A 20822-nucleotide genomic window follows, 5' to 3' on the forward strand; every position below is an offset into this window, starting at 1 on the left:
ATTATTTTGGCATTTCAATTCTGTAGCTTTTAACGGCTGTATGTATCTGGCCAAACATATCGGTGGCCTTAATTTCTATTTTATGTTCTCCTGCTTCAAGATTAGCAGGAATGTTACCTCTCCAAACGTGCGTACTAGCAACCGGATCAGATGAACGTCGTCCCGGCATAAGCTCTTCGGCAAGGTCCCATTCATAAACAAGCTCTACATAACTTGGGTCGGCTGTTTCTGTGTACTCCATATGTTTCCACTCACCACCGTCCACACGGTATTCTAACTTGTCATTTTTACTTCCCATAAAGAAGTTTACAAAAACACCCGCTTTGGTTCTTTTACCTTTTGCCACTACTTTAGGGGCAAAAACCTCCATTTGGTGCTCTTTAGGTTTTCCGGCAGCTTTATAGTCAATAGTGTACTGGTTTCCGTTAAAGTGAATAAAAGCATATCCTTTTGGTGTACCATCCCTCATAACGGAGATTGGAATGCCTTTTTCGTCCAGTTTGCCTGAATACCAGTCGCCCGATGTTGTACCTACATTGTAATGGTGGTGTGGTTTTTCCTGTAACCATCCGCCTTCACCTTTGCTGAAAAAGTCCTGACGCTGTAAATGCGTGTGGGCAGAAAGCGATAGGGTATAAGGGAAATCCTTTAATACTTTGAAAAGTCTGTTACGGTCTTCATCACGGAAAGAATCATCATGAGCATCCGGCTCGCTTATCGGGATATGGAAAGCTAATACAATAAGATGATCTTTAGGCACAAGTTTCAGGTCATTCTCTATAAACTGAAACTGGTCTTCCCTGAAACCTCCCCAGTAACCTTTAGAATCCCTTGGGTCTGGATACATAACGTCATCCAGTACTATAAAGTGTACTTTGCCATAGTTAAAAGCATAGTTGGCAGGTCCAAAATGAGCTTCATAAGTTTCATCGGCCATTTCATCCTTTTCAACATCAAAGTTAAGGTCATGGTTGCCTAACAGGTTGTACCAGGGTAATCCTGTTTTTTTTGTTGCCTGTATGTAAGGGTTAAAAAGGCTAAGGTCATTACCTACAAGGTCGCCCATACTTAAACCAAACGAAACATTTTTAGAGTTTATCACTTCGGCTACAACACCTCTTGCATAATAATCAACCTCTTCAAGGTTATATGGCTGAGGGTCACCAAAAATAAGCGCCGTAAAAGTCTCATTATCCTGTGCTTTAGTAAGGCCAAAGTCTACCGATTTAGGTAACTTTCCTGTTGGCTGTACTCCGGCAAATTCTGTTTTTGGAGAACCTTCCGGTTTATAGATGTAAAAGAACTGAGGCAGATTATCTGCATTTACAGGAACATTATATCCTGCAGGTTTTATAACCGAAACAATATCGTCATTACCTAAAGCCAGTTCATATTCTCCGTTTTTATTTGTAAGCACCACATCGCGACCGTTAGTTATGGCTACGTTTGAAATGCCTGCTTCTTTTTTGTCTTTCTTTCCGTTGCCGTTAGCATCTCCATATACTACGCCTTTTACGGTTTGAGCAGATAGGTATGCTGCAAAAAGCAGCATACCTGTAGTAAAAATGTGTTTTTTCATTTTTTAGCTGAATCTATTAATTATCCCACCAAACTTTGGTGTTGATATCGTCGTCACCAATCATTTGTACTGCATCCTGATAGTTAGACAGGTTGTACAGTTGCTGATCGGTTGGGTATGTAAATCTTGACGGCATTACTGCATTGTTAAGCATAGCCGATGTTGTAGGAAGTTGAGGTAAACCTGTTCTTCTGTATTCAAACCACTGCTGATAGTCTACAAAGTAAAGTGAGTAGTATTTTTGAAGCATTATCTGCTCTAAAGTACCATCATACTGTACCGCAACGTTATCAAAATAAGTTGCCGGCATTGTTCCTTTAAGTTGTTCTATTGCTGCTTTTACACCTTTCTCATAGTGTAGCTGTGCATCACTGGTATAACCTCTTTGTGCCATTTCAGCCTTTATAAATTCTACTTCAGAGTAAGGAAGGATAAAAATCTGCATTGGGTTAGTAACCGGAGTTATCTGTAAATTAGAGGCATTGTACTCAAACTGAGAGTCTGCTCCTGCATATCCGCTAGGTATACCTATATAGCCAATGTTGTTGTTGTCAAGATCGGTACCTGTGGTAGCGATAAGTGGTCTTCTTGGATCTTCAAAAGTATTAAGGTTGTCGATAAAGAATGAAGCCATCTTAACGTTAAGCCTGAAGTCCTGTGGTCTTCCCCAAGGAGATACGTTTGCACCAACTCCTGTTACCTGTAGTATAGCCGACTCGGCATTAGTTTCAAAAACAGGGTATTGCTCAGGGTTGTTAATCATTGCTGTAAGCTGTTGGAAAGCATTAGTCTCCGTACGGTTAGAGATTCTTAAAAGTAATCTCATGCGTAGTGAGTTAGTAAACTTTTTCCATTTAAGGATGTCGTTGTTGAAAAGGATATCCGGGGCATAAGCCATATCTTCCTCAAGGTTGTACATTTCGTTAGCAGCCTCAAGATCGGCAAGGATGGTTTCATAAATCATCTCCTGCTTATCATATTTAGGATAAAGGATGCCTTCTTCAGCCCTTACTGCCTCAGTCATTGGTACAGGTCCAAATACGTCGGTAAGATTAGAGTATACCCATGCATTTAGAGTAAGTGCAATAGCCATGTAGTTCTCGTCTTCAGCTTTTTCTGCTGCTATACGCATCTCCCTTATGTTAGCCAGCCATTTGTATGAGTTACTCCACGAAGAGTTACCTATGTTAGGACTAACATCATAACGGTGCAGTCCTCCCGAAACACTCGGGAAAGGAACTGTTACCTGCATTAGATTAAATGTAACATCTGAACTGCGAAGCGCATAATGGCTCGACATTCCGTATATAATTGGGTTTAAAAGAGTACCCGGGCTTATCTCTGCAATAAGGTTAGGGTTCTCGTTTACGTCTTCAAAATCGCTTGTACAGGCAGTACTCATTAAAAGTAAAGAAAGGCCTGCTGCTAAAATTTGTATCTTTTTCATTTTCATATCAAATTAAAAATTCACTTTTAAGTTAAAGCCATATGTAGCCGGAGATGGCATTTGTCCCATTTCTATACCCGGTAATAATGAGCTTCCGTTTAATGCTGCTGTTTCAGGATCGTAGATTGGGAAATCTGAAATAGTTGCTAAGTCTCTACCGAATACTGATAACTGTACTGAACTAAGTCCGGTGTTTTTGATAAGTGATTTAGGGAAGTTGTAAGCAAGGCTCACTTCTCTTAATTTTAACCATGAAGCATCAAATGAGTTAGACTCAATGTTAGCTCTTCTGTAGTAACGCGCATACCAGTCTGGTGTTAGTGCCTGAGTTGTATTAGGAGAGTAGCTTCCGTCTGCATTTTGTACAACACCTTCACCTACTATAAAGCCATCTTCCCTTCCGTAGTAAGTTGAGGTTAATTTACCCTGCTCCATAGATTTGTGGTGTGTTTGTGAGTAGATAATACCACCATACTGACCGTCTACAGTAACGCTGGCTGTAAAGTTACCTACAGTAAATACGTTAGTTAAACCTGCTTTCCACTCAGGGCTGGCATCACCTATGTACTGAATCTCTTCCGGGTAAGCCGGTAAACCTGCGCTGTCATAAACAATCTGTCCGTCAGGAGATCTTACAAATCCGTAACCGTAGATTGCTGTGGTAGTACCACCAACTCTTGCAATTATAGAAGCTGTTCCACCTTCGCCAATTACCTGCTGATCCTGGATACCTTCTGCTAACGAAAGTACCTTGTTCCAGTTTTGAGACCAGTTAAGTGTAGACTGCCATTTAAATTTAGGATTGTCAACTATCTTGCCTCCTAAAATAATTTCTATACCACGGTTTCTAACCTTACCTGCATTAAGTACTGCACTGTTAAATCCGGTGCTGTAATCAAGAGGTACGTTAATAATCTGGTTTTTAGTGTTACTTTCATAAACAGTAGCGTCAAGGGTTAGGCGCTTGTTAAGCATAAATAGCTCAAAACCTGTTTCGAAACTTGTAGTAATTTCCGGCTTGAAATGATCGTTATGCAATCTTGTAGGTGCTATTGCCGAGCTTGGGAAATCACTATTGCCATAATATTTTTGTGTTTTATAAGGATCTGTATCGTTACCTACCTGAGCATAAGAGAATCTGTATTTTAAGTAGTCAATTGCTTTTGGCATGTTAAACATTTCCGATAATACAAAGCTCGTGTTAACCGATGGGTAGAAGAATGAGTTGTATTGTACAGGTAGTGTAGAAGACCAGTCGTTACGCGCCGTAGCATCAACAAAGATCATGTCTTTGTATCCTAATGTTACTAAACCATATAAACTGTTTACTTTTCTGTTGCTGTCACCGGCTCTTACAAGCGGAGCATTAACACCATTAGTAAGCTTATAAACATCCGGTACTACAAGACCTTCTACTTCAGCTTCCATGTTTCTATATTTTTGGTTTCTCATGTTACCACCGGCAGAAGCTGAGAATGAAATTACGTCGCTTGCAAAGTTGTCTTTGTAAGTAAGTAAGAAATCGGTATTAACTTCCTGGTTGAATATATCCTGACGTTTGTAGAAACCTTTTGCATAGCGGTTAATGCTGTAAGGCCTTTTTTGCTCTCTCATCTGGTTAGACTGGTTGATGGCCGTACGTAATAATAGGTCTAATTTAGATGTAAGTGTAAGGTTTGCATAAATGTTACCTACAATCTGGTCATTATCCAGTGTGTTTGTAGCTTCATAAGCAATTAGGTAAGGGTTGTCTATATAAGAACTGAACGGGTGTATCTGCTGTAGGTTTTCCTGTCCGTCCTGCCATATTGGTCGGTACCAGTCAAGATCTACGTTAGGATTTTGGAAAATCATGAAGTAAGCGATAGATCCGTTATTGTAGCCTGTTGAAGGTAGATTGTCACTTGCCCTGTTGCTATAGTTAACAGATGTTCCAAGTTTAATTCTTTCAGAAACCTGGTAGTTAGCATTAATAGCAGCTGTAATTCTTTCAAAACCTGTATTAGGCATTATCCACTCATTTTTCTGGTGGCCTAATGAAAGTCTCATTGAACCTTTATCATCACCTCCCTGTACGGTAAGGTTGTTGTTAAGGGTAACACCTGTTCTCCAAAAGTCTTTACGGTTATCTTCATAAGGCTGCCATAATTTTCTTTCAGGCGACTGTCCTTCTACTGTAGGGTCGTACTGGAAAAAATATTGTCCGTTAAAAGCGGGTCCCCAGGCACTACTTGTACCACCTGTACTGTTACCGTCTTCAGAGGCTCCGTAAGAGTAGTAAGGGTTTCCATCTGCATCAAATGATTTACCGGTGCCCTGTCCGTATTTATATTGCCAGTCCGGCCATCTTTGTATAACATCAAATGTAGCACCTGTGCTGTATGTTACACCAAGGCCTTTGTTTTTCTTTCCTGATTTAGTTGTGATGATAAGCGCACCGTTTGCTGCTCTTGTACCATATAGTGCAGCTGCACCCGCACCTTTTAGTACAGTAACGCTTTCAATATCATCAAGGTTAAGTTCTGATATACCGTTACCGTAATCGATAGGTGAATCTTCACCCATGTAAGCAGATGACGATCCTGATGTTGTCATCGACTGGTTTACAGGCACACCATCAACCACGATAAGTGCGTTGTTGTTTTGTACGTTTAACGACCTGTTACCTCTTAGGATAATATTTTGAGAGTTAAGAGGCCCTGAACCTGATGAAATTATGTTTAAACCTGCAACTTTACCTTTAAGGGCAGAAGACCAGTTGTTAGGAGTTGTTGTTTCAAGCTGATCAGATTTGATTGTCTGTTGTACGAAACCAAGGCGTTTTTCTTCCCTTTTAATACCAAGGGCAGTTACCACCACCTCATTAAGTTCGTTAGATTTTGGGTTAAGAGTAATAACAAGTTCCTTGTTTGCATCGGCTGTTATTTCAACAGTTTCATAACCGATAAAAGAAACCTCAAGTGTAGCGCCGCTTCCTGCTGTAATAGTAAAATTACCATCCATATCGGTTGTAACACTGTTTGTAGTGCCTTTTTCAAGTACCGAAGCTCCCGGCAAAGGTATGCCGTCCTCATCGGTTACCTTACCACGTACCATTTGTTGGTCTTTTTTAGTAACAGTGATAGTGTTGTTTATCTTCTTGAAAAGAAAACCTGTTTTAAGTGTAATTTTGTTAAGTACCTGCTCAACGCTTTCGTTTACAGCTTTTATGCTAAGGCGTTGGTTAGTACCTGATATTTTCTCATCAAAAACAAAAGTGAAATTTGTTTCTTGTTCAATTGCAGTAAATACTTCAGTAACCGAAGCATTTGTAAGATTTAAAGTGATTTGCTTTTCGTTAAGTCCCTGTCCTTTTTCAGGGGCTGCAAAGCTGGTTGCGGCCATTAAAACGGCACAAAACAAATAAAAGAATTTATTTGATATTCGATTCAAAAAAAATTGTAGTTTAGTATCCATTACTATAGGCTATAAATTTGATTTTGTTTGTAGTCTTTGTTTTAAGTAAGTGCCCGTATCTGTTGCAGCAGACGCGGGTTTTTTTATTGGTTAATTGTGTATATTTCTTTTTATAATGATTTGGTTTTTAGTTAAGTAATCTATTTTTACCTGTTTAAGGAAGGCAATGCTTTCAAGTATATTTTCCAGTTTCTCGTCTTTAAACTTGCCTGATATGGTAAGTTTTTCAAGGTCTTTATCTTCAAACTGAATTGTTACGTTGTACCAATTTTCCAGTATTTGTGCTGTTTCTCCAAGAGTGGTTTCTTTAAGCATTATGGTGTTTTGTGTCCATGCTATACCATCGTTGCTGTTTTCCTGAGAGAGTTTAAAATCTTTTTTCTCAGTGTATTCTGCCTGTTGGTTTTTAATCAGGTATACTTTTTTTCCTGTTGGGTCGGTAACCTGTACTTTTCCGGTAAGTACGCTCACTTTGGTGTTAAGTGTATCGTAGGCATTAATGTTGAATGAAGTGCCCAATACTTTTACATCTACCGTGCCTGCTTTTACAATAAAGGGCTGCTGAGTGTTGCGGTGCACTTTAAAGTAAGCTTCTCCTTCAAGCATTACTTCCCTTGTTTTTCCAAATTCTTCAGGGTAGGTAATACTGCTGTTTGAGTTTAGTACTACTATACTTCCGTCATGCAGTAGTACTTCCTTTTTTTCACCCTTAGCTGCAAGCTCTGTAATAGTTGGAGTTTCTTTTGTAAGTAAGTTGTATGATAAAGCAAGGGCGGCAATTATAAGTAGGGAAGCTGCTACTCTCATAGCCTGTTTCCATACCGGTAGTTTTTTTACCTTAGCTGTATTTGTTTGTGTGATTATGGTGTTGAAAATATAATCCCTTTTCTGGTCTAATAAATAATCGGGAATATCTTCTCCGGTTTCCTGTAAATTTTTAAAGTAAGCCTCAACTGTATTTCTTTCTTCTGCCGTACAGGTATCTGCGGCATATTTTTCTACTAACTGTATTAAATCTTCTTTCTTCAAAACTCTTGCTTTTACCCTTAAGTCACATTTTTTGGCAAGTACAAGTAGTAGGAAAATTAGGTTTAATGTTTTCTTAAAAAACGGGATGCTGAGGTAACATTAAAGAAACAATGAAATAACAATTATGGCGAGTTGATAATTGTCAAGATTGGTGCGAAGGTGTTTAATCGCATTGCTTATGTGCTTTTCTACCGTGTGGATTGAAAGATCAAGTTTTTTTGCGATTTCGCTATTGGTGTAGTTTTCAAAACGGCTTAGTAAAAATACCTCGCGACATTTTGGGGATAGTTTGTCTATCTCATTAAGTATACCCTGTTCAAATTCGCGATATTCAATATCATTAGCTGTTTTTGAAGGTTCGGCTATAGTAAGAAGAGCGTCCTCATGCTCCTGAGTGAATTTAAGGCTGCGTATGTGGTTTGCTATCCTGTATTTTACGGCTCTCATTAAATAGCCTTCAAGATTAAGGATAACCGTCTCTCCGGAATTGTTCCAAAGGCTTATAAAAATTTCCTGAACAATGTCCTGGCAAATTTCTTCTTCCCTGTAAATTTTATGGGCATAGTTATAAAGCTTTTTCCAGTAGCGGTCGAAAATTACGCCAAAAGCATCCTGACTTCCTTCTTTCAGGAGGTTTTGTAATTCACTGTCTGATAACGAAGTAAGCTTTTTTCTCATGATAAAAACAGCATAGGCAAATGAATAACAATACTTTAAAAACTCCCAGTAACTTATTTTAAGTTTATGTTATGGTAAGTTTAAATTGGTATTGTATGCTGTTTTTAAAAACTGAAGTCTAAAACATGAAAGTAAGTAGTGAATGCTGGCTGGCGGTATGCAAATCCCTCCACACGCGGTTAAGTTCCGATTGTGTTTTGGCTGCTTCCAGCCCGCAGTATGGGTAAAGTGTATCGGTTATCTTTCGGGCGTTATGTGCAAGTGTTCGGCTATAATGAGTAACGGCTTGCAACAGCTCGTCAGAAACACTATCGTTTTTAATATAGCTCTCCCAAGACTCGTTTACAGCGGTATAAAACTGTTCGCGATTGGTTAAAAGCAGCTCTTTCTCGCTGTGAAACTCCTTTTCAAAAAAAGCTTTTTGGTCTTCAGTAAACCTTTCAATGCCCGATCTGTTGTAAAACAAATCTTCAACCAGTTCGGTAAAATGCAGTGCCATACCCAAAAAGTTTATAGCCAGTGTGGCTTCTGCCAATTGCAGAAACGGATAGTTAAGATAAGGAGCTTCTGCTTTAAGGCTTCTGTTTATAGTAAAGCTTCTTGATGCCGGGACTTCAATATTGGTAACGGTAAAGCTATGACTCCCCGATGCTACCATACCCATAGAGGGCCAGTTTGGTATAATGGTTACATCTTTTTTGTCGAGTAAAAAGGAAAGTATAAGTTCTTCTTTATTTTCATCTAAAACCGCTGAGCCGTCACTGTTTTTTACAGGGCAGTTCATGGTAAAGTGAGTGGCGTGAAGAGCCCCGCTGGCATATTTCCAGTTTCCGTTTATAAGATAACCGTTTGGGGTTTGTGTGGCTGTGCCTGTAGCTGCCCCGCTGCCTGCCAGGCAGGCTTTAGGATTGCTGAAAATCTCTTTAGCCAGTTCTATATCTAAAAAAGCGGCAAACCATGCTGCTCCGCTGCATAAGGTAACAGTCCAGCCTGTACTTCCGTCGGCTTTGGCAATCTGTTCTTCCAGTAAAAGTATTTCAGGTAATGGTTTTTCAAGTCCTCCATAGGCTTTAGGGACGTAAATATTAAACCAGTTTTGGGAATAGATGAGGTTAAGTATTTCCGAATGCAGTCTTCCGTCTTTTTCCGACTGTGCCGCATGTTGTTTAATTGTTTTTATCCAGGAATCCTTAAACTCAAAATTAGACATGTTTACTTTTTTTAGCTGATGCAAGGCAAAAGTAAAAAACGCAGCTTTAATATGTGTGGTTAAAAAGAAAAATCAAGCTGAAGCCTAAAGCGCCAGCCACCCTCATAAGGTAAGGATCTGTCCTGATAGCTAAAGTAGCTTCCTTCGCATGTTAGTTTGCATTTATGTCCGTGAAAAAACCAGTTGCAGGCAATAGAGGTTTCCGTTTGCAGGTTTTCAGGTAAATCTGTGTCAGGTTTAAACTCAGCATATCGCGCAGCTATTTCCATTTTTTTAGGAAACCAGTCAAAAAGATAATGGAAAAAATAGCCTCCCTGTACATAATAGCCCCTAAGCTGTGTTGTAGCATTACCATTAAGTTTGTCTATTATGTCTTTATGATGCCATTCGGTTTGTGCACTAAACCCTTTATATAAAAAAGCGCTTTCCAAATTGGTTTGATTAACCCTGTATTGCCCGGGTTCCCCATCTTCAAAACTGGTAAGATAGCCGCCTCCTGCCTGAGAGAATCGGGTATAAGGACTTTGATTTGTTGCTACGGCAAAAGCTACATAAGCAGCAGGTTTTTCATGAAACTCCAAATCGCTGCCTTCAAAACCAACTTCCCTGCCTAAAAAGTTCCATTGTGCCCTGCCAAAATACATAATGTTATTGTCGTCGTTAGTGGTACTTCCCCTGCCTGTACCGGTTAAAGTGGCAGCCCAGTAATTAAAGTCGAGTATCCCTTTGCCTTTAAGGTGGCCGTATACTTCCAATCCCTGTTGCCTGTCTAAAGTAAATTCCCTGTTTATAAGCGACCGGTCTACCATTTGCTGTTCGCCACTGCTTATAAAACGCTCACGGGTAAACTCCACTTTCCATTGCCCTGCTTTGAAGCTGAGAAATTCCCATTTTTCAAGCATTATCCTAAAATCCAAAAGATTACTTTGTGATAATTCGTATTCAAAATAGTATTTAAGCCAGGGTTCATAGGCATGACCGCCTATTTTTAATCGGGCCCTGTTTATTTTGAAAGCAGTTTTATTTTCGGTTAGGTAATCGTCATAAGTTACCGGGTCCTGATCGCCCGGAGTGGAAAGTCTTAGCTGTAGCCTTCCCTGAATTTGCAGTAAAAATTTATTATCGCTGGTATTAAACTCAAAACCCTTGTGGCCATATCGCACTTTTACAAATGTAGTATCCTCACTGCTTTGTGAAAATGCCGAAACAACAACAAAGAAAAGTAATAGGGATAATGTTTTTTTCATGTGCAAGGTTGGTTTTCAGCTGATTGTATTAAAATTACGAAAAAAACATTTACAGGTAGAATAAAAAAGCCCCGCATTAGCAGGGCTTTTTAAAGTATGTTTTTAATTATCTGTTATCTGGGTATTCGTTTACCCAATTAAAACCTTTACTGATTAGTGGGAAATCTTTTTCATCACTACGACGTGTATTCAATTTAATAGTGTCGTTTTTAAAAATACCTTCAAAAGTATAATGTATGCTGTCGGTTTTATAATATTTTAACCTGCCTACTTCCGTAGAGTCGCTATAACTAAAAAAGGAAATTTCTTTTTTAAGGGTGTCGGTTTCTGCACGATAACGTAAAAGATGCCCCCAGTTAGATGAATTCATTTTAAAGATATTTACACCATCGCCTTTTTCAAAGACTATATTTTTCCATCTATTGGTGTCTGTAAGAGTAGGTGGCAGGGTGTCATTATTCATTATAAAATCCTCTGCTTCATAAATGCCATACATGGCAGGTTTAGGACATGCATCACCATACTCCATCTTTTGAGATCTGAGTCCATTATATATCATAAAACCTGAAGCTGCGATTATAGCTACTCCTTTTACGATTTGAGTAATAAGGTTGGCTTTTTTTGACTTAAAAGGCTGGCGGTTAAGTTGTGTACCTACCGGTTTGTTAAATATAAATACATTTAGGAGTCTTTTATAATCAAGGCCAATAAGAAAAGCGGCAAGCAGCATAAGCTGGAATGAGAAAAGCTTAACAGGGACGTCATAAGACATGTTTATTAAAAACACATTAAGCATAACGCCAAAACATACTATAGCTCCCAGAGTTCTGGTTTTTCGGTACATTAAAAGCAATCCGCCTATAACCTCGCATAAGCCTGAAAATATTGTATAAGTATCGGAGAATCCCATAAAGGTCCAGGCCAGGCCCATCGGTGTTTTATTTCCTAACGGCAGCATTAGTGAGGTTAGCGAAGGATATGTGAACTGGGTTTTGATAACTTTAGAGAAGCCGTATACCAACATAAACATGCCTAAGTAATAGCGGACATAAGTTTCCTGCCAGTATAGTATAAGCTTGTATTCTTTGTTTTTTCTGTCAATAAGGCTCCATAAACAAGCTGCTGCAAGAGCTGTTGTGAGAGAAAAAATCAATTTATAATAGTCATATAGTGTGTCTCCGCTTCCACTTGGGTGGTAAGTGATTTCAGAGTCAAAAAGAAGATTCAGCAGTTTACTTACAATAGTAAACAAAATATTCCCTATCGCAGGAAATATTGAAAGTGCACAAAAAACAAAAAAATACCGGAAAAGGAATTTAGTAATACCATTCCATGGCGTTGCGGTTAAGGTGTTGGTTTGATTCATTACAGTTGATTTGATTTTGAAACAAATAACGCTGGGATAATAAAAATGTTGTAGGCTTTTTCCTGTATATTAATAGGAGAGGCAGGTAGTAAAAAAGTGTATCTGTCTTAAAGTATGATGTTTTAGAGGTATAATCTGTTAAAAACAGGAGTAATTAAACGGTTTTGCCTATATATTCCTGTAATATGGTGTATTTGATATTATTATGCCTACCTTTACCACAATTGGTTTTCTGCCAAGCTTTCTCTGATCTGCAATTTGTTCCCATCTTTCTCTTCAGTCGAGGTGTTTCAGTTACCTCTTTTTTTTTAATTTAAACAAATTATACTATGAACATTTATGTAGGGAATCTGAGTCAGCAGACTTCGGAAGCCAAATTACGTGACCTATTCGCAACTTATGGCGAGGTCGAAACTGTAAAAATTATTACAGACAATATTACTAATATCTCTAAAGGCTTCGGTTTTGTGGAAATGAACAATAAGCAGGATGGTATAAAGGCCATTCAGGAGCTTAATGAAAGTGCTGTGGATTCTAATTCTATCGTTGTGAACGAAGCCCGCCCTAAGTCAGCTCAGCCGGGAGCTTTTAAATTCAATAATAAAAAATATTAAGGAATTATATTTTAAAGACTAAGAGTGGCTTATTAGGCCATTCTTAGTTTTTTATACTAGTGAACGAATGCTTCAAAAGAAGCATTTTAATTTTAATCAAACATTATATATTTATGCCAGACTCATTTACAAAAAAAGAAAACATAAAAAAGAAAGCAAAAAAGAAAAAGGAAAAGGAATTAAAGAGGGAGGACAGGAAAACGAATAACAATAAAGGAAAGAGCCTCGAAGATATGTTTGTCTATGTAGATGAAAAGGGACAGTTAACATCTACACCTCCTGAAGTAAGGATTGAGGGTAAAGATGAAAAACGAAGTGAAACTTTTAAAAAGAGATGGAAATAAAAGCTATCTATTCTTGAAAAAGAAAAAGCCGGTTTACATTTTGTAAACCGGCTTTTTTTGTTTGTGGTACCTCCAGGAATCGAACCAGGGACACATGGATTTTCAGTCCATTGCTCTACCAACTGAGCTAAGGTACCGTTGTCATTGCGGGTGCAAATATAGAACCATTTTTATATTATCCAAAACAAAAATCAAAAAAAATCAATTTGTATCTTTGCCCTACTAACAAAAGGAAAATGCTTTTAGCTGTAGATATAGGTAATACAAAAATTAAAGCTGCTGTGTTTGAGGTAAATGCCTTGAAAGAGAAATTTGTTTTTGAAAAAAACGAGGCCGAAAAAAAAATTAAAAAAATTTTTGAGCAGCATCAAAAAATCGTGTCGGTTATCCTTTCTTCGGTAGGAAATCGCGAAAAAGAAATTGTAGCAGAGCTTAAAAAATATGCTCCGGTAACGGTAATTGACCATGAATTTTCTTTTCCGTTCATAAATAAATATGCGACTCCGGCTACTTTAGGCGTAGACAGGATGGTTTTGGCTGCAGGCGCGGTGCTTCAGTTTCCTGAACAAAACAGGCTCGTACTCGATGCAGGTACATGCATAACCTACGACTTTGTAGACAGAAATAACCATTATTTGGGTGGAGCTATCTCTCCGGGTTTACAGATGAGGTATGATGCCATGCATAATTTTACCGCAAAACTTCCGTTGTTATATCCGGAAACACCGTCAACATATATAGGCGACTCTACTAATTCTTCGTTACATTCGGGTGCTGTAAACGGCTTTGTGTATGAAATTGAAGGGTTTATAAAGGAATATAGTAGGGACTATGAAGATTTAACGGTTATATTAACAGGAGGAGACGCTGAATTTTTGGCTAAAAGATTAAAAAACACCATATTTGCCAATTCAAATTTTCTGCTGGAAAGTTTGAACAATTTATATATATATAAAATCAAAAATGATTAAAAACATAATCGCAGGCTTTTGCCTTCTTTTTTCGGGGGTAGTTTTTTCACAGGAAAGTAATGCATCACCTTATTCTTACTACGGTTTGGGAGACCAAAAATTTAAAGGTACTGTAGAGAATATAAGCATGGGAGGGGTAGGGATACTAAGAGACAGTATTCACGTTAACCTTCAAAATCCTTCTACCTATAGTTCTCTTGATTATACTACGTTTACTATCGGGGCAAATACTTCGGCTACATCTTTGGAGACAGCAGATGCTACCGAAAAAGTTAACAGGACTACGCTTAATTATTTGGGTATAGGGCTTCCTGTTAGTAATAAAGCCGGTATTGCTTTAGGTATTATGCCTTACACATCTGTAGGGTATAAAGTGGATAATATAGTAACCGGAGCTGACGATATAGAAAGATTCTCCCGATTTAATGGTAAAGGAGGGCTTAACCGGGTGTTTTTTGGTGCATCTTATGAAATTACGCCTAAGTTTAGCGTAGGTGCCGATATTAATTACAACTTCGGTAATATAGATACAGAGTCTATTGTCGCTGTGTCAGATGTTCAGTATGCTACCCGAGAGCAAAACAATTCTCATTACGGTGGTGCCTCATTTAATTTGGCAGCAAATTATAAAACAAGGTTTAAAAACGGACTTACTTGGTACAGCAGCGTTATTTATACGCCGGCCTCTACATTAAATACAACAACTACAAGAAATCTGGCTACTATCTCGTTAGGTTCTAGCGGTAATCAGGTTGTGATTGATGATATTGAGCAGAATGAATTAAAATCCGATACAGATTTACCTTCTGCTTTTACTCTTGGTACAGGTTTTGGTTTTGAAAGAAAATGGTTTGTAGCTGCTCAGTTTACAGGGCAGGAAAGCAATGATATGTCTAATCGTTTTAATACTGTTGATAATCTTGCCTTTCAAAATTCATACAAAATGTCTTTAGGAGGTTATTTTATACCAAAATACAATTCATACACCAGCTACCTTAACAGGATTACCTACAGGGCAGGTTTAAGATATGAAAACACTGGCCTTGTTATCAATAACGAAGAGATAAACGATATGGCTCTTAGTTTTGGTTTTGGTTTTCCTATGGGAGCAAATGGTAACTTAGTTGCTCCGGCCAATCTTAATCTGGGTTTTGAGGTGGGTAAGCGTGGTACAACTAATGCCGGACTTATACAGGAAAATTATTTTAATGTGTATTTAAGCCTCTCGTTTAACGACAGATGGTTTGTTAAACGTAAGTATTTCTAATAAAATAAATTGCTCATCATGATGATAAAAAAAAGTCTTATAGTTTTTTTATTTATCGCTTCGGTATTTACAACTAAAGCGCAGGAAGCTTCTAAATGTGAAGAGGCAATTGCTGCTTTTGAAGCTGTTGTAAAATCCGGAAATTATGATGAGGCGTTAGATGGTCTTAAAGATCTTGTAAAAGAATGTCCTAAAGCAGATGAAAAGCTTTATGCGCTAGCAGAAGTTGCTTATGTATATAAAGTAGAGTCGGCACAGGATAAGAAGGCAAAGCAGGAATATATAGACGGCCTTTTTGCATTGTATGATAATTACAATAAAAACTTCCCTACTGCAAAAAACAGAAATGCCATAAAAAAAGCTCAGCTGCAGTACGATCAGAAGTTGGAGAGCGAGGATAAAATATTTGAAGCATTTGATAAGGCTTTTACTCAGCAAAGTCATGATTTTACAGGTTACAGGGAGTTGGAAACCTATTACTCACTTTATTTAAAGCGCTTTGAGAGCGGAAAGGCAAATATTTCTACAGCAGACTTTATGAGTAAGTTTGGTGATATTTCTGCTCAGATAATTTATGCTAAAAACAAGATTGCAAATAAGAAATCAGCTCTTTTAGTAAAAAAGGAAACAGAGCCACTTACTGAAGAAGAAAAAGAGTTTTTGGCTTCTGCTAAAAATGATCTGGACGCTTTAACGGCAGTAGGTGAAAATGTAGACAGGTTGTCATCTAAACATTTCAGTTGTGAAGGGCTTGAAGAGTTCTATAGTGCAAAGTTTGAAAAAAATAAAGAGAATGCCGACTGGCTCGAAGCGTTGGTTAATGTAATGTTCTTGAACAGGTGCTATAATTCTGTCGTGTTGGAAAAAGGGGCGCGCACTCTTTATGAGTTAAGGCCTTCGGTACAATCTGCTTTTAATATGGCAAACATAGCTTTAAGGAAAAACAATACCCAGGAAGCGGTAATGTATTTTGATAAAGCTGCTCAAATGGAGAAAAATCCTGAGGAAAGAGCAGATATAAATTATAAGGTTGCAGGAGTGTTTAGGAATACCGATAAAGCTAAGGCAAAAGAATATGCGTTTAAAGTGATGAAGGATAATCCTAAAGATGCACGCCCGTATATATTTTTAGCCGAAATGTACTCTTCTGTTACCAGGGAGTGCGATGTTACCGAATTTGAAAGAAAAGCATTGCTTTGGCTTGCGATAGATACTGCAAAAAAAGCGGAAGGTGTAGATCCTAAGTACAAACGTACTGTAGACTCTATGGTGCAGGGGTATGAAAAAAGACTTCCTACTGCCGATGAAATGAAAGAGGCCGGTAAGAGAAAGGGTGATGAGATAAAGTATGGATGTTGGATAAATGAAACGGTTACGCTTCCAAAAATAAAATAATGAAACTTCAAAAATATAAACTCCTTTTTGGTTTATCGGTTTTAGGATTGCTAGCTTCGTGTGAAAGTAATCTTAGGGATGTTCAGAGAATGAACGAGGTAGCCTTTAGCCCAATAGGGCAATCGGAGGATATAAATCTTAAATATACCGATTCCGGAAAAGTTAAGGCAATACTGGTAAGTCCTTTAATGCTTGATTATTCTAATCTTGAGTACGGATTTAACGAATTCCCTAAGGGAGTTCATGTTACCCTATTGGACGAGAATAATACCAAAAGCTACGTGGAGTCGGATTATGCTGTCAGTTACAACAAGACAAAAATTATAGATTTACAGGGTAATGTAAAGCTTACTTCTTCAGATGGTAAATACCTGGAAACAGAGCAGTTGTACTACGATCAAATGAACGAATGGTTTTATACCGAAAAAAAGTTTAAATTTACAGATATCGACGGCAGCTATTATGAAGGCCCCGGTATCGACTTCAGTAAGGATTTTAAGGTTGTTAATGCACAGCAAAACACCGGAGAAGGAGAAATTGATAATTTAGAATAACACATAATGGGATTTTTAAAGGTTACTACATATTTATATTTACTTTTTGCAGTATTTTTTATTTACAGAGGTATAGTATCGTTCTCTGAAGAAGGAGGAGGAGCTCCTTATGTGAATTTTGCTTTTGCTGCTCTCGCTGTATTTATGTTCTTCTTCAGGAAGAAAAATCTTAAAAAGTTTGACAATAAAAAACAGGAATAGATAAACGCTTATGGAAGCGACGGTCATTATACTATGCTTACTGCTTTCCGCCTTTTTTTCAGGAATGGAGATAGCGTATGTGTCGTCCAATAAAATATACCTTAGCGTAGAAAGGAAACAGACTTCGTTTCTTTCCAGGATACTTACCAAACTTACCGAGAAACCGGCCAGGTTTATTACCTCGATGCTTGTAGGGAACAGTATAGTGCTTGTTGTTTATGGGTATTATATGGGTATTGTTGTTATGAGGTGGCTTGATCCTGCTCAGCTTTCGGTTTTTAATACTGTATTGCTGCAAATTATAATTTCGGCTTTTATAATACTTCTTACGGCCGAGTTTATACCCAAGGTTTTTTTTCAGGTATATGCTAACAGGCTTATCAAACTTTTTGCTTTGCCTGCTTACTTCTTTTACTGCCTGTTTTCAATGGCATCTAAGTTTGTGATACGGATATCCGATTTTATACTCATAAAAATATTCAGGACCAGCGGAGATAAGCAACAGGGTTATTTCAGCCGTGGCGAACTGGGTCATTATATAACCGAACAGATGAACGGGGTGGAAGAGCAGGAAGAGGTGGATTCTGAAATACAGATATTCCAGAATGCGCTTGAGTTTTCCGATTTAAAAGCACGTGATATCATGACCCCCCGAACCGAGATTGTAGGGGTTGAGATTAATGATACAGTGACCGAGCTGAAAGATCTTTTTGTGGATACCGGCTATTCTAAAATGATAGTTTATAAAGAATCGTTTGATAATATAATTGGTTACATTCATTCGTTTGAGTTGTTTAAAAAACCAAAGAATGTAGGTGAGATGATGATATCTGCCGAGTATGTGCCGGGAACCATTTACATTAAAGAACTATTGGGTATACTTACCAAAAAGAGAAAAAGCCTGGCAGTAATTATTGATGAATATGGAGGTACATCGGGGATTGTTACCGTAGAGGATATTATTGAAGAGCTTTTTGGTGAAATTGAAGATGAGCATGACGACGAGGAAGAGCTTGTAGAAAAAGAGCTTGAAAACGGAGTGTACCTGTTTTCGGCAAGGCTTGATGTAGAGTATGTTAATGAGGAATATGAGCTTGAGATACCTGAAAGCGATTCGTATTCGACCCTAGGTGGATTTGTGGTGCATAATACCAAGGAAATACCTAAAACAGGGCACAGGATAAATTTTGAAAATTTTGAAATCCTCATCGAGATGGCTTCAAATAAAAAGATTGAACTCATAAAATTTATTCCTGTGCAACAGAAATAAAAAATTTAACATTTTAATCGGAAAATATAACTTGTCTACTTTTATTATTAAATAGATAATTGTATTTTCGCCCACTGAAATAAAATTTAACAACATAAAAAATGGCGGTTTTATCAAAAATTAGGCAGCGTTCGCTTATTCTGATACTTGTTATTGGTTTTTGTCTTTTTGCTTTTGTAGTGCAGGACGTTATAAGGAATGGTCGTTTTGCATCAAACACAAATGTGGGTAGTGTAAACGGTACAGATATCCCTGTAAAGGAGTTTGTGCAAAAGGTTAGTGATTTAGAAAGAAATCAACCTGGTATATCATCTACACAGGCTTCAAACGCAATATGGAATCAGGAAGTAGAGAATATTCTTTATGGCGAAAGGTTTGAAGATGCAGGCTTAAGAGTAGGAAGAGATCATGTAATCAACATGTACAGCCAAAACCCTCAGGTGGCTCAAAATCCTCAGTTTCTTAATGCTTTAGGTCAGTTTGATAAAGCTAAGTTCAACGAGTTTCTTGCTAACATGAAAGTTAATGATGAGGCAGGGTGGGCTTCAATGGAAAGAAACAGGCCTCTTGTTGAAGCTGCAGCTAAAAAACAAATATATACTGCAATGGTAAAAGCAGGATTTGTGGCTACAAATCTTGATGCAAAAGCAAGATACCAGGCAGAAAGTGATAAAATTACTTTTGATTATGTATATGTTCCTTTTTCAACTATCAATGATGATGAGGTTACAATTGCAGATGATGCAATTATGAGCTACATGAAAAAGAACGAGAAAAAATACAAATCAGAGCCTACACGTTCAATAGAGTACGTTAAGATAGAAGACAAGGCATCCGGAGAAGATGAACTTGCTCTTAGAAACGAAATTAACGGTATGCTTGCTGCAAGAGTAGAAGGTAATGATACTATTGCCGGTTTCAGAGAAATGAAATTTGAAGATGTTCCTGAGTTTGTAAACAAAAACTCTGACATCAGATTTGATACAACGTATGTTGCTAAAAAAGATATTCCTGTAGAACATGCTGAGGAAATCTTTAACCTTGCTAAAGGTGATGTTTATGGCCCTTACCAGGAAGATGGCTACCTTAAGCTTACTAAAATGATGAACAAAAAATCAGGAGGTAGCGCAAAAGCAAGTCATATCCTTATTACTTACAAAGGAGCAATGAGAGCTAACCCTACTATAGAGTTAACTAAAGAAGAGGCTAAAGCTAAAGCTGATAACCTTTTAAAACAGGTTAATGCAAACCCTTCTTCATTTGCTGCTTTAGCTGCTGAGAACAGCGAAGACCCGGGATCTAAAAACAATGGTGGTACTTATGATAACATTGTTCCTGGCCAGATGGTGCCTCAGTTTAATGATTTCGTGTTCAATAGCCCTGTTGGAAAAACCGGTGTGGTTGAGACAGATTTCGGTTACCATGTAATTAAAGTTGATGCAAAATATGACGCTGTACAGTTAGCTACTGTTGCTCTTTCAGTTCAGCCAAGTGAAGCTACAAGTGATGCAGTATTTGAAAAAGCAGCTCAGTTTGAACTTGATGCTCAGGAAAAACCGTTTGAAGAAGTGGCAAAAGCTGCTAACCTTAATCCGGTACAGGTTCAGAAATTACTTCCTAACGATGAAGCTGTTCAGGGATTAGGTTCTCAAAGAGCTATCGTAATGTGGGCTTTCTCAAAAGATACTGAAGAAGGTTCTGTTAAGAAATTTGATACTTCTGACGGACACGTAATTGCAAGGGTAACTAATGTTAACAAAACAGGATTGTTGCCTCTTGAAGAAGCTAGATTAGTAGTAGGTCCTATTCTTAGAAATGAGAAGAAAGCTGAAATGATAAAAGACAAAATGAAGGGTGATACTCTTGAGGCTGTTGCTCAGGCATCGGGTTCTAAAGTAGCAACTGCAGAGAATGTAACCTTAAGCGGAGCTTCAATACCTACAGTAGGTTCGGAGCCAAAAATTGCAGGTACTGCTTTTGCTCTTGACAAAGATAAAACTTCAGGTCTTGTTGTTGGTAAGTCAGGTGTATTCATGCTAAAAGTTAAGAATGTTGAAAAAGCTCCTGAGCTTCCTAACTACAACTCTTACTTATCAAGAGTAGAAAAAGAAGATAAAAACAGAGTAAACCAAAGAATTACTCCGGCATTAAAAGAAAATGCTGATATCGAAGATGAAAGATCAAACAACTAATA

Annotated in this window: 16 protein-coding genes, 1 tRNA gene and 1 pseudogene; 9 read left to right on the forward strand and 9 right to left on the reverse strand. The window is 37.9% G+C overall.

Annotation, left to right across the window (positions count from 1 at the left end; all coding sequences use genetic code 11):
* Position 1: 1 nt before the first annotated feature.
* From NU09_RS08405 to NU09_RS08440, 8 genes are all read right to left on the reverse strand, one after another.
* Complete coding sequence (locus tag NU09_RS08405; protein ID WP_129750833.1) at positions 2–1579, reverse strand: calcineurin-like phosphoesterase C-terminal domain-containing protein; 1578 nt, start codon at positions 1577–1579, stop codon at positions 2–4.
* 16 nt (positions 1580–1595) lie between these two features.
* Entirely contained in the window at positions 1596–3026 is a 1431-nt protein-coding gene (locus tag NU09_RS08410) for a SusD/RagB family nutrient-binding outer membrane lipoprotein (protein ID WP_129750834.1), read from the reverse strand.
* 12 nt (positions 3027–3038) lie between these two features.
* Positions 3039–6482, reverse strand: coding sequence for a SusC/RagA family TonB-linked outer membrane protein (locus NU09_RS08415; RefSeq protein WP_129750835.1), 3444 nt, complete (start codon positions 6480–6482; stop codon positions 3039–3041).
* Between the two features lie 90 nt (positions 6483–6572).
* Positions 6573–7511: a FecR family protein gene (locus NU09_RS08420; protein ID WP_129750836.1), complete on the reverse strand. Its 939-nt coding sequence runs from the start codon at positions 7509–7511 to the stop codon at positions 6573–6575.
* Positions 7512–7610: 99 nt separating this feature from the next.
* The gene (locus NU09_RS08425; RefSeq protein WP_129750837.1) at positions 7611–8189 is read right to left on the reverse strand and encodes an RNA polymerase sigma-70 factor; all 579 of its coding nucleotides are present in this window, start codon (positions 8187–8189) and stop codon (positions 7611–7613) included.
* A gap of 118 nt (positions 8190–8307) precedes the next feature.
* Complete coding sequence (locus NU09_RS08430; RefSeq protein ID WP_129750838.1) at positions 8308–9399, reverse strand: acyl-CoA dehydrogenase family protein; 1092 nt, start codon at positions 9397–9399, stop codon at positions 8308–8310.
* A 59-nt stretch (positions 9400–9458) separates the two neighbouring features.
* Positions 9459–10646 carry an OprO/OprP family phosphate-selective porin gene (locus NU09_RS08435; RefSeq protein WP_129750839.1) on the reverse strand — a complete coding sequence of 396 codons (1188 nt, stop codon included), beginning with the start codon at positions 10644–10646 and terminating at the stop codon, positions 9459–9461.
* Positions 10647–10752: 106 nt separating this feature from the next.
* Positions 10753–12012, reverse strand: a complete 1260-nt coding sequence (locus NU09_RS08440) for a DoxX family protein (protein WP_129750840.1) — start codon at positions 12010–12012, stop codon at positions 10753–10755.
* Positions 12013–12341: 329 nt separating this feature from the next.
* On the opposite strand from NU09_RS08440, the gene NU09_RS08445 reads away from it, so the two are divergent.
* The gene (locus tag NU09_RS08445; protein WP_129750841.1) at positions 12342–12626 is read left to right on the forward strand and encodes an RNA recognition motif domain-containing protein; all 285 of its coding nucleotides are present in this window, start codon (positions 12342–12344) and stop codon (positions 12624–12626) included.
* A 113-nt stretch (positions 12627–12739) separates the two neighbouring features.
* Positions 12740–12910, forward strand: a pseudogene (locus NU09_RS08450) (cold shock domain-containing protein); the annotation flags it as partial.
* Between the two features lie 124 nt (positions 12911–13034).
* Here the strand turns inward: NU09_RS08450 and NU09_RS08455 are convergent.
* Positions 13035–13107 (reverse strand) — tRNA-Phe (locus NU09_RS08455).
* Between the two features lie 99 nt (positions 13108–13206).
* Here NU09_RS08455 and NU09_RS08460 point away from each other — a divergent pair.
* The 7 genes from NU09_RS08460 to NU09_RS17260 all read left to right on the forward strand — a co-directional run bounded on the left by NU09_RS08460 (position 13207) and on the right by NU09_RS17260 (position 20820).
* Positions 13207–13941 carry a type III pantothenate kinase gene (locus NU09_RS08460; protein ID WP_129750842.1) on the forward strand — a complete coding sequence of 245 codons (735 nt, stop codon included), beginning with the start codon at positions 13207–13209 and terminating at the stop codon, positions 13939–13941.
* The gene (locus NU09_RS08465) at positions 13934–15208 is read left to right on the forward strand and encodes a hypothetical protein (RefSeq protein WP_129750843.1); all 1275 of its coding nucleotides are present in this window, start codon (positions 13934–13936) and stop codon (positions 15206–15208) included. The genes NU09_RS08460 and NU09_RS08465 overlap by 8 nt, the downstream gene beginning before the upstream one ends.
* A gap of 18 nt (positions 15209–15226) precedes the next feature.
* Positions 15227–16603, forward strand: a complete 1377-nt coding sequence (locus NU09_RS08470) for a tetratricopeptide repeat protein (protein ID WP_129750844.1) — start codon at positions 15227–15229, stop codon at positions 16601–16603.
* Positions 16603–17157, forward strand: a complete 555-nt coding sequence (lptC, locus tag NU09_RS08475; RefSeq protein WP_129750845.1) for an LPS export ABC transporter periplasmic protein LptC — start codon at positions 16603–16605, stop codon at positions 17155–17157. Before NU09_RS08470 ends, lptC begins: the two co-directional genes overlap by 1 nt.
* A gap of 6 nt (positions 17158–17163) precedes the next feature.
* Entirely contained in the window at positions 17164–17358 is a 195-nt protein-coding gene (locus NU09_RS08480) for a hypothetical protein (RefSeq protein ID WP_129750846.1), read from the forward strand.
* Between the two features lie 10 nt (positions 17359–17368).
* The gene (locus tag NU09_RS08485; protein WP_129750847.1) at positions 17369–18628 is read left to right on the forward strand and encodes a hemolysin family protein; all 1260 of its coding nucleotides are present in this window, start codon (positions 17369–17371) and stop codon (positions 18626–18628) included.
* 101 nt (positions 18629–18729) lie between these two features.
* A complete protein-coding gene (locus NU09_RS17260) occupies positions 18730–20820 on the forward strand; it encodes a peptidylprolyl isomerase (RefSeq protein WP_129750848.1) in 2091 nt (696 codons plus the stop codon).
* Positions 20821–20822 lie beyond the last annotated feature (2 nt).

This window comes from Flavobacterium beibuense (genome assembly GCF_004151245.1).
GTDB lineage: Bacteria > Bacteroidota > Bacteroidia > Flavobacteriales > Flavobacteriaceae > Flavobacterium > Flavobacterium beibuense_A.

Excerpts from the sequence above, each read along its gene's own strand:
- NU09_RS08405 (WP_129750833.1), bottom strand. The coding sequence starts at position 1,579 with ATGAAAAAACACATTTTTACTACAGGTATGCTGCTTTTTGCAGCATAC.
- NU09_RS08410 (WP_129750834.1), bottom strand. The coding sequence starts at position 3,026 with ATGAAAAAGATACAAATTTTAGCAGCAGGCCTTTCTTTACTTTTAATG.
- NU09_RS08415 (WP_129750835.1), bottom strand. The coding sequence starts at position 6,482 with ATGGATACTAAACTACAATTTTTTTTGAATCGAATATCAAATAAATTC.
- NU09_RS08425 (WP_129750837.1), bottom strand. The coding sequence starts at position 8,189 with ATGAGAAAAAAGCTTACTTCGTTATCAGACAGTGAATTACAAAACCTC.
- NU09_RS08430 (WP_129750838.1), bottom strand. The coding sequence starts at position 9,399 with ATGTCTAATTTTGAGTTTAAGGATTCCTGGATAAAAACAATTAAACAA.
- NU09_RS08435 (WP_129750839.1), bottom strand. The coding sequence starts at position 10,646 with ATGAAAAAAACATTATCCCTATTACTTTTCTTTGTTGTTGTTTCGGCA.
- NU09_RS08440 (WP_129750840.1), bottom strand. The coding sequence starts at position 12,012 with ATGAATCAAACCAACACCTTAACCGCAACGCCATGGAATGGTATTACT.
- NU09_RS08445 (WP_129750841.1), top strand. The coding sequence starts at position 12,342 with ATGAACATTTATGTAGGGAATCTGAGTCAGCAGACTTCGGAAGCCAAA.
- NU09_RS08460 (WP_129750842.1), top strand. The coding sequence starts at position 13,207 with ATGCTTTTAGCTGTAGATATAGGTAATACAAAAATTAAAGCTGCTGTG.
- NU09_RS08465 (WP_129750843.1), top strand. The coding sequence starts at position 13,934 with ATGATTAAAAACATAATCGCAGGCTTTTGCCTTCTTTTTTCGGGGGTA.
- NU09_RS08470 (WP_129750844.1), top strand. The coding sequence starts at position 15,227 with ATGATGATAAAAAAAAGTCTTATAGTTTTTTTATTTATCGCTTCGGTA.
- lptC (WP_129750845.1), top strand. The coding sequence starts at position 16,603 with ATGAAACTTCAAAAATATAAACTCCTTTTTGGTTTATCGGTTTTAGGA.
- NU09_RS08480 (WP_129750846.1), top strand. The coding sequence starts at position 17,164 with ATGGGATTTTTAAAGGTTACTACATATTTATATTTACTTTTTGCAGTA.
- NU09_RS08485 (WP_129750847.1), top strand. The coding sequence starts at position 17,369 with ATGGAAGCGACGGTCATTATACTATGCTTACTGCTTTCCGCCTTTTTT.
- NU09_RS17260 (WP_129750848.1), top strand. The coding sequence starts at position 18,730 with ATGGCGGTTTTATCAAAAATTAGGCAGCGTTCGCTTATTCTGATACTT.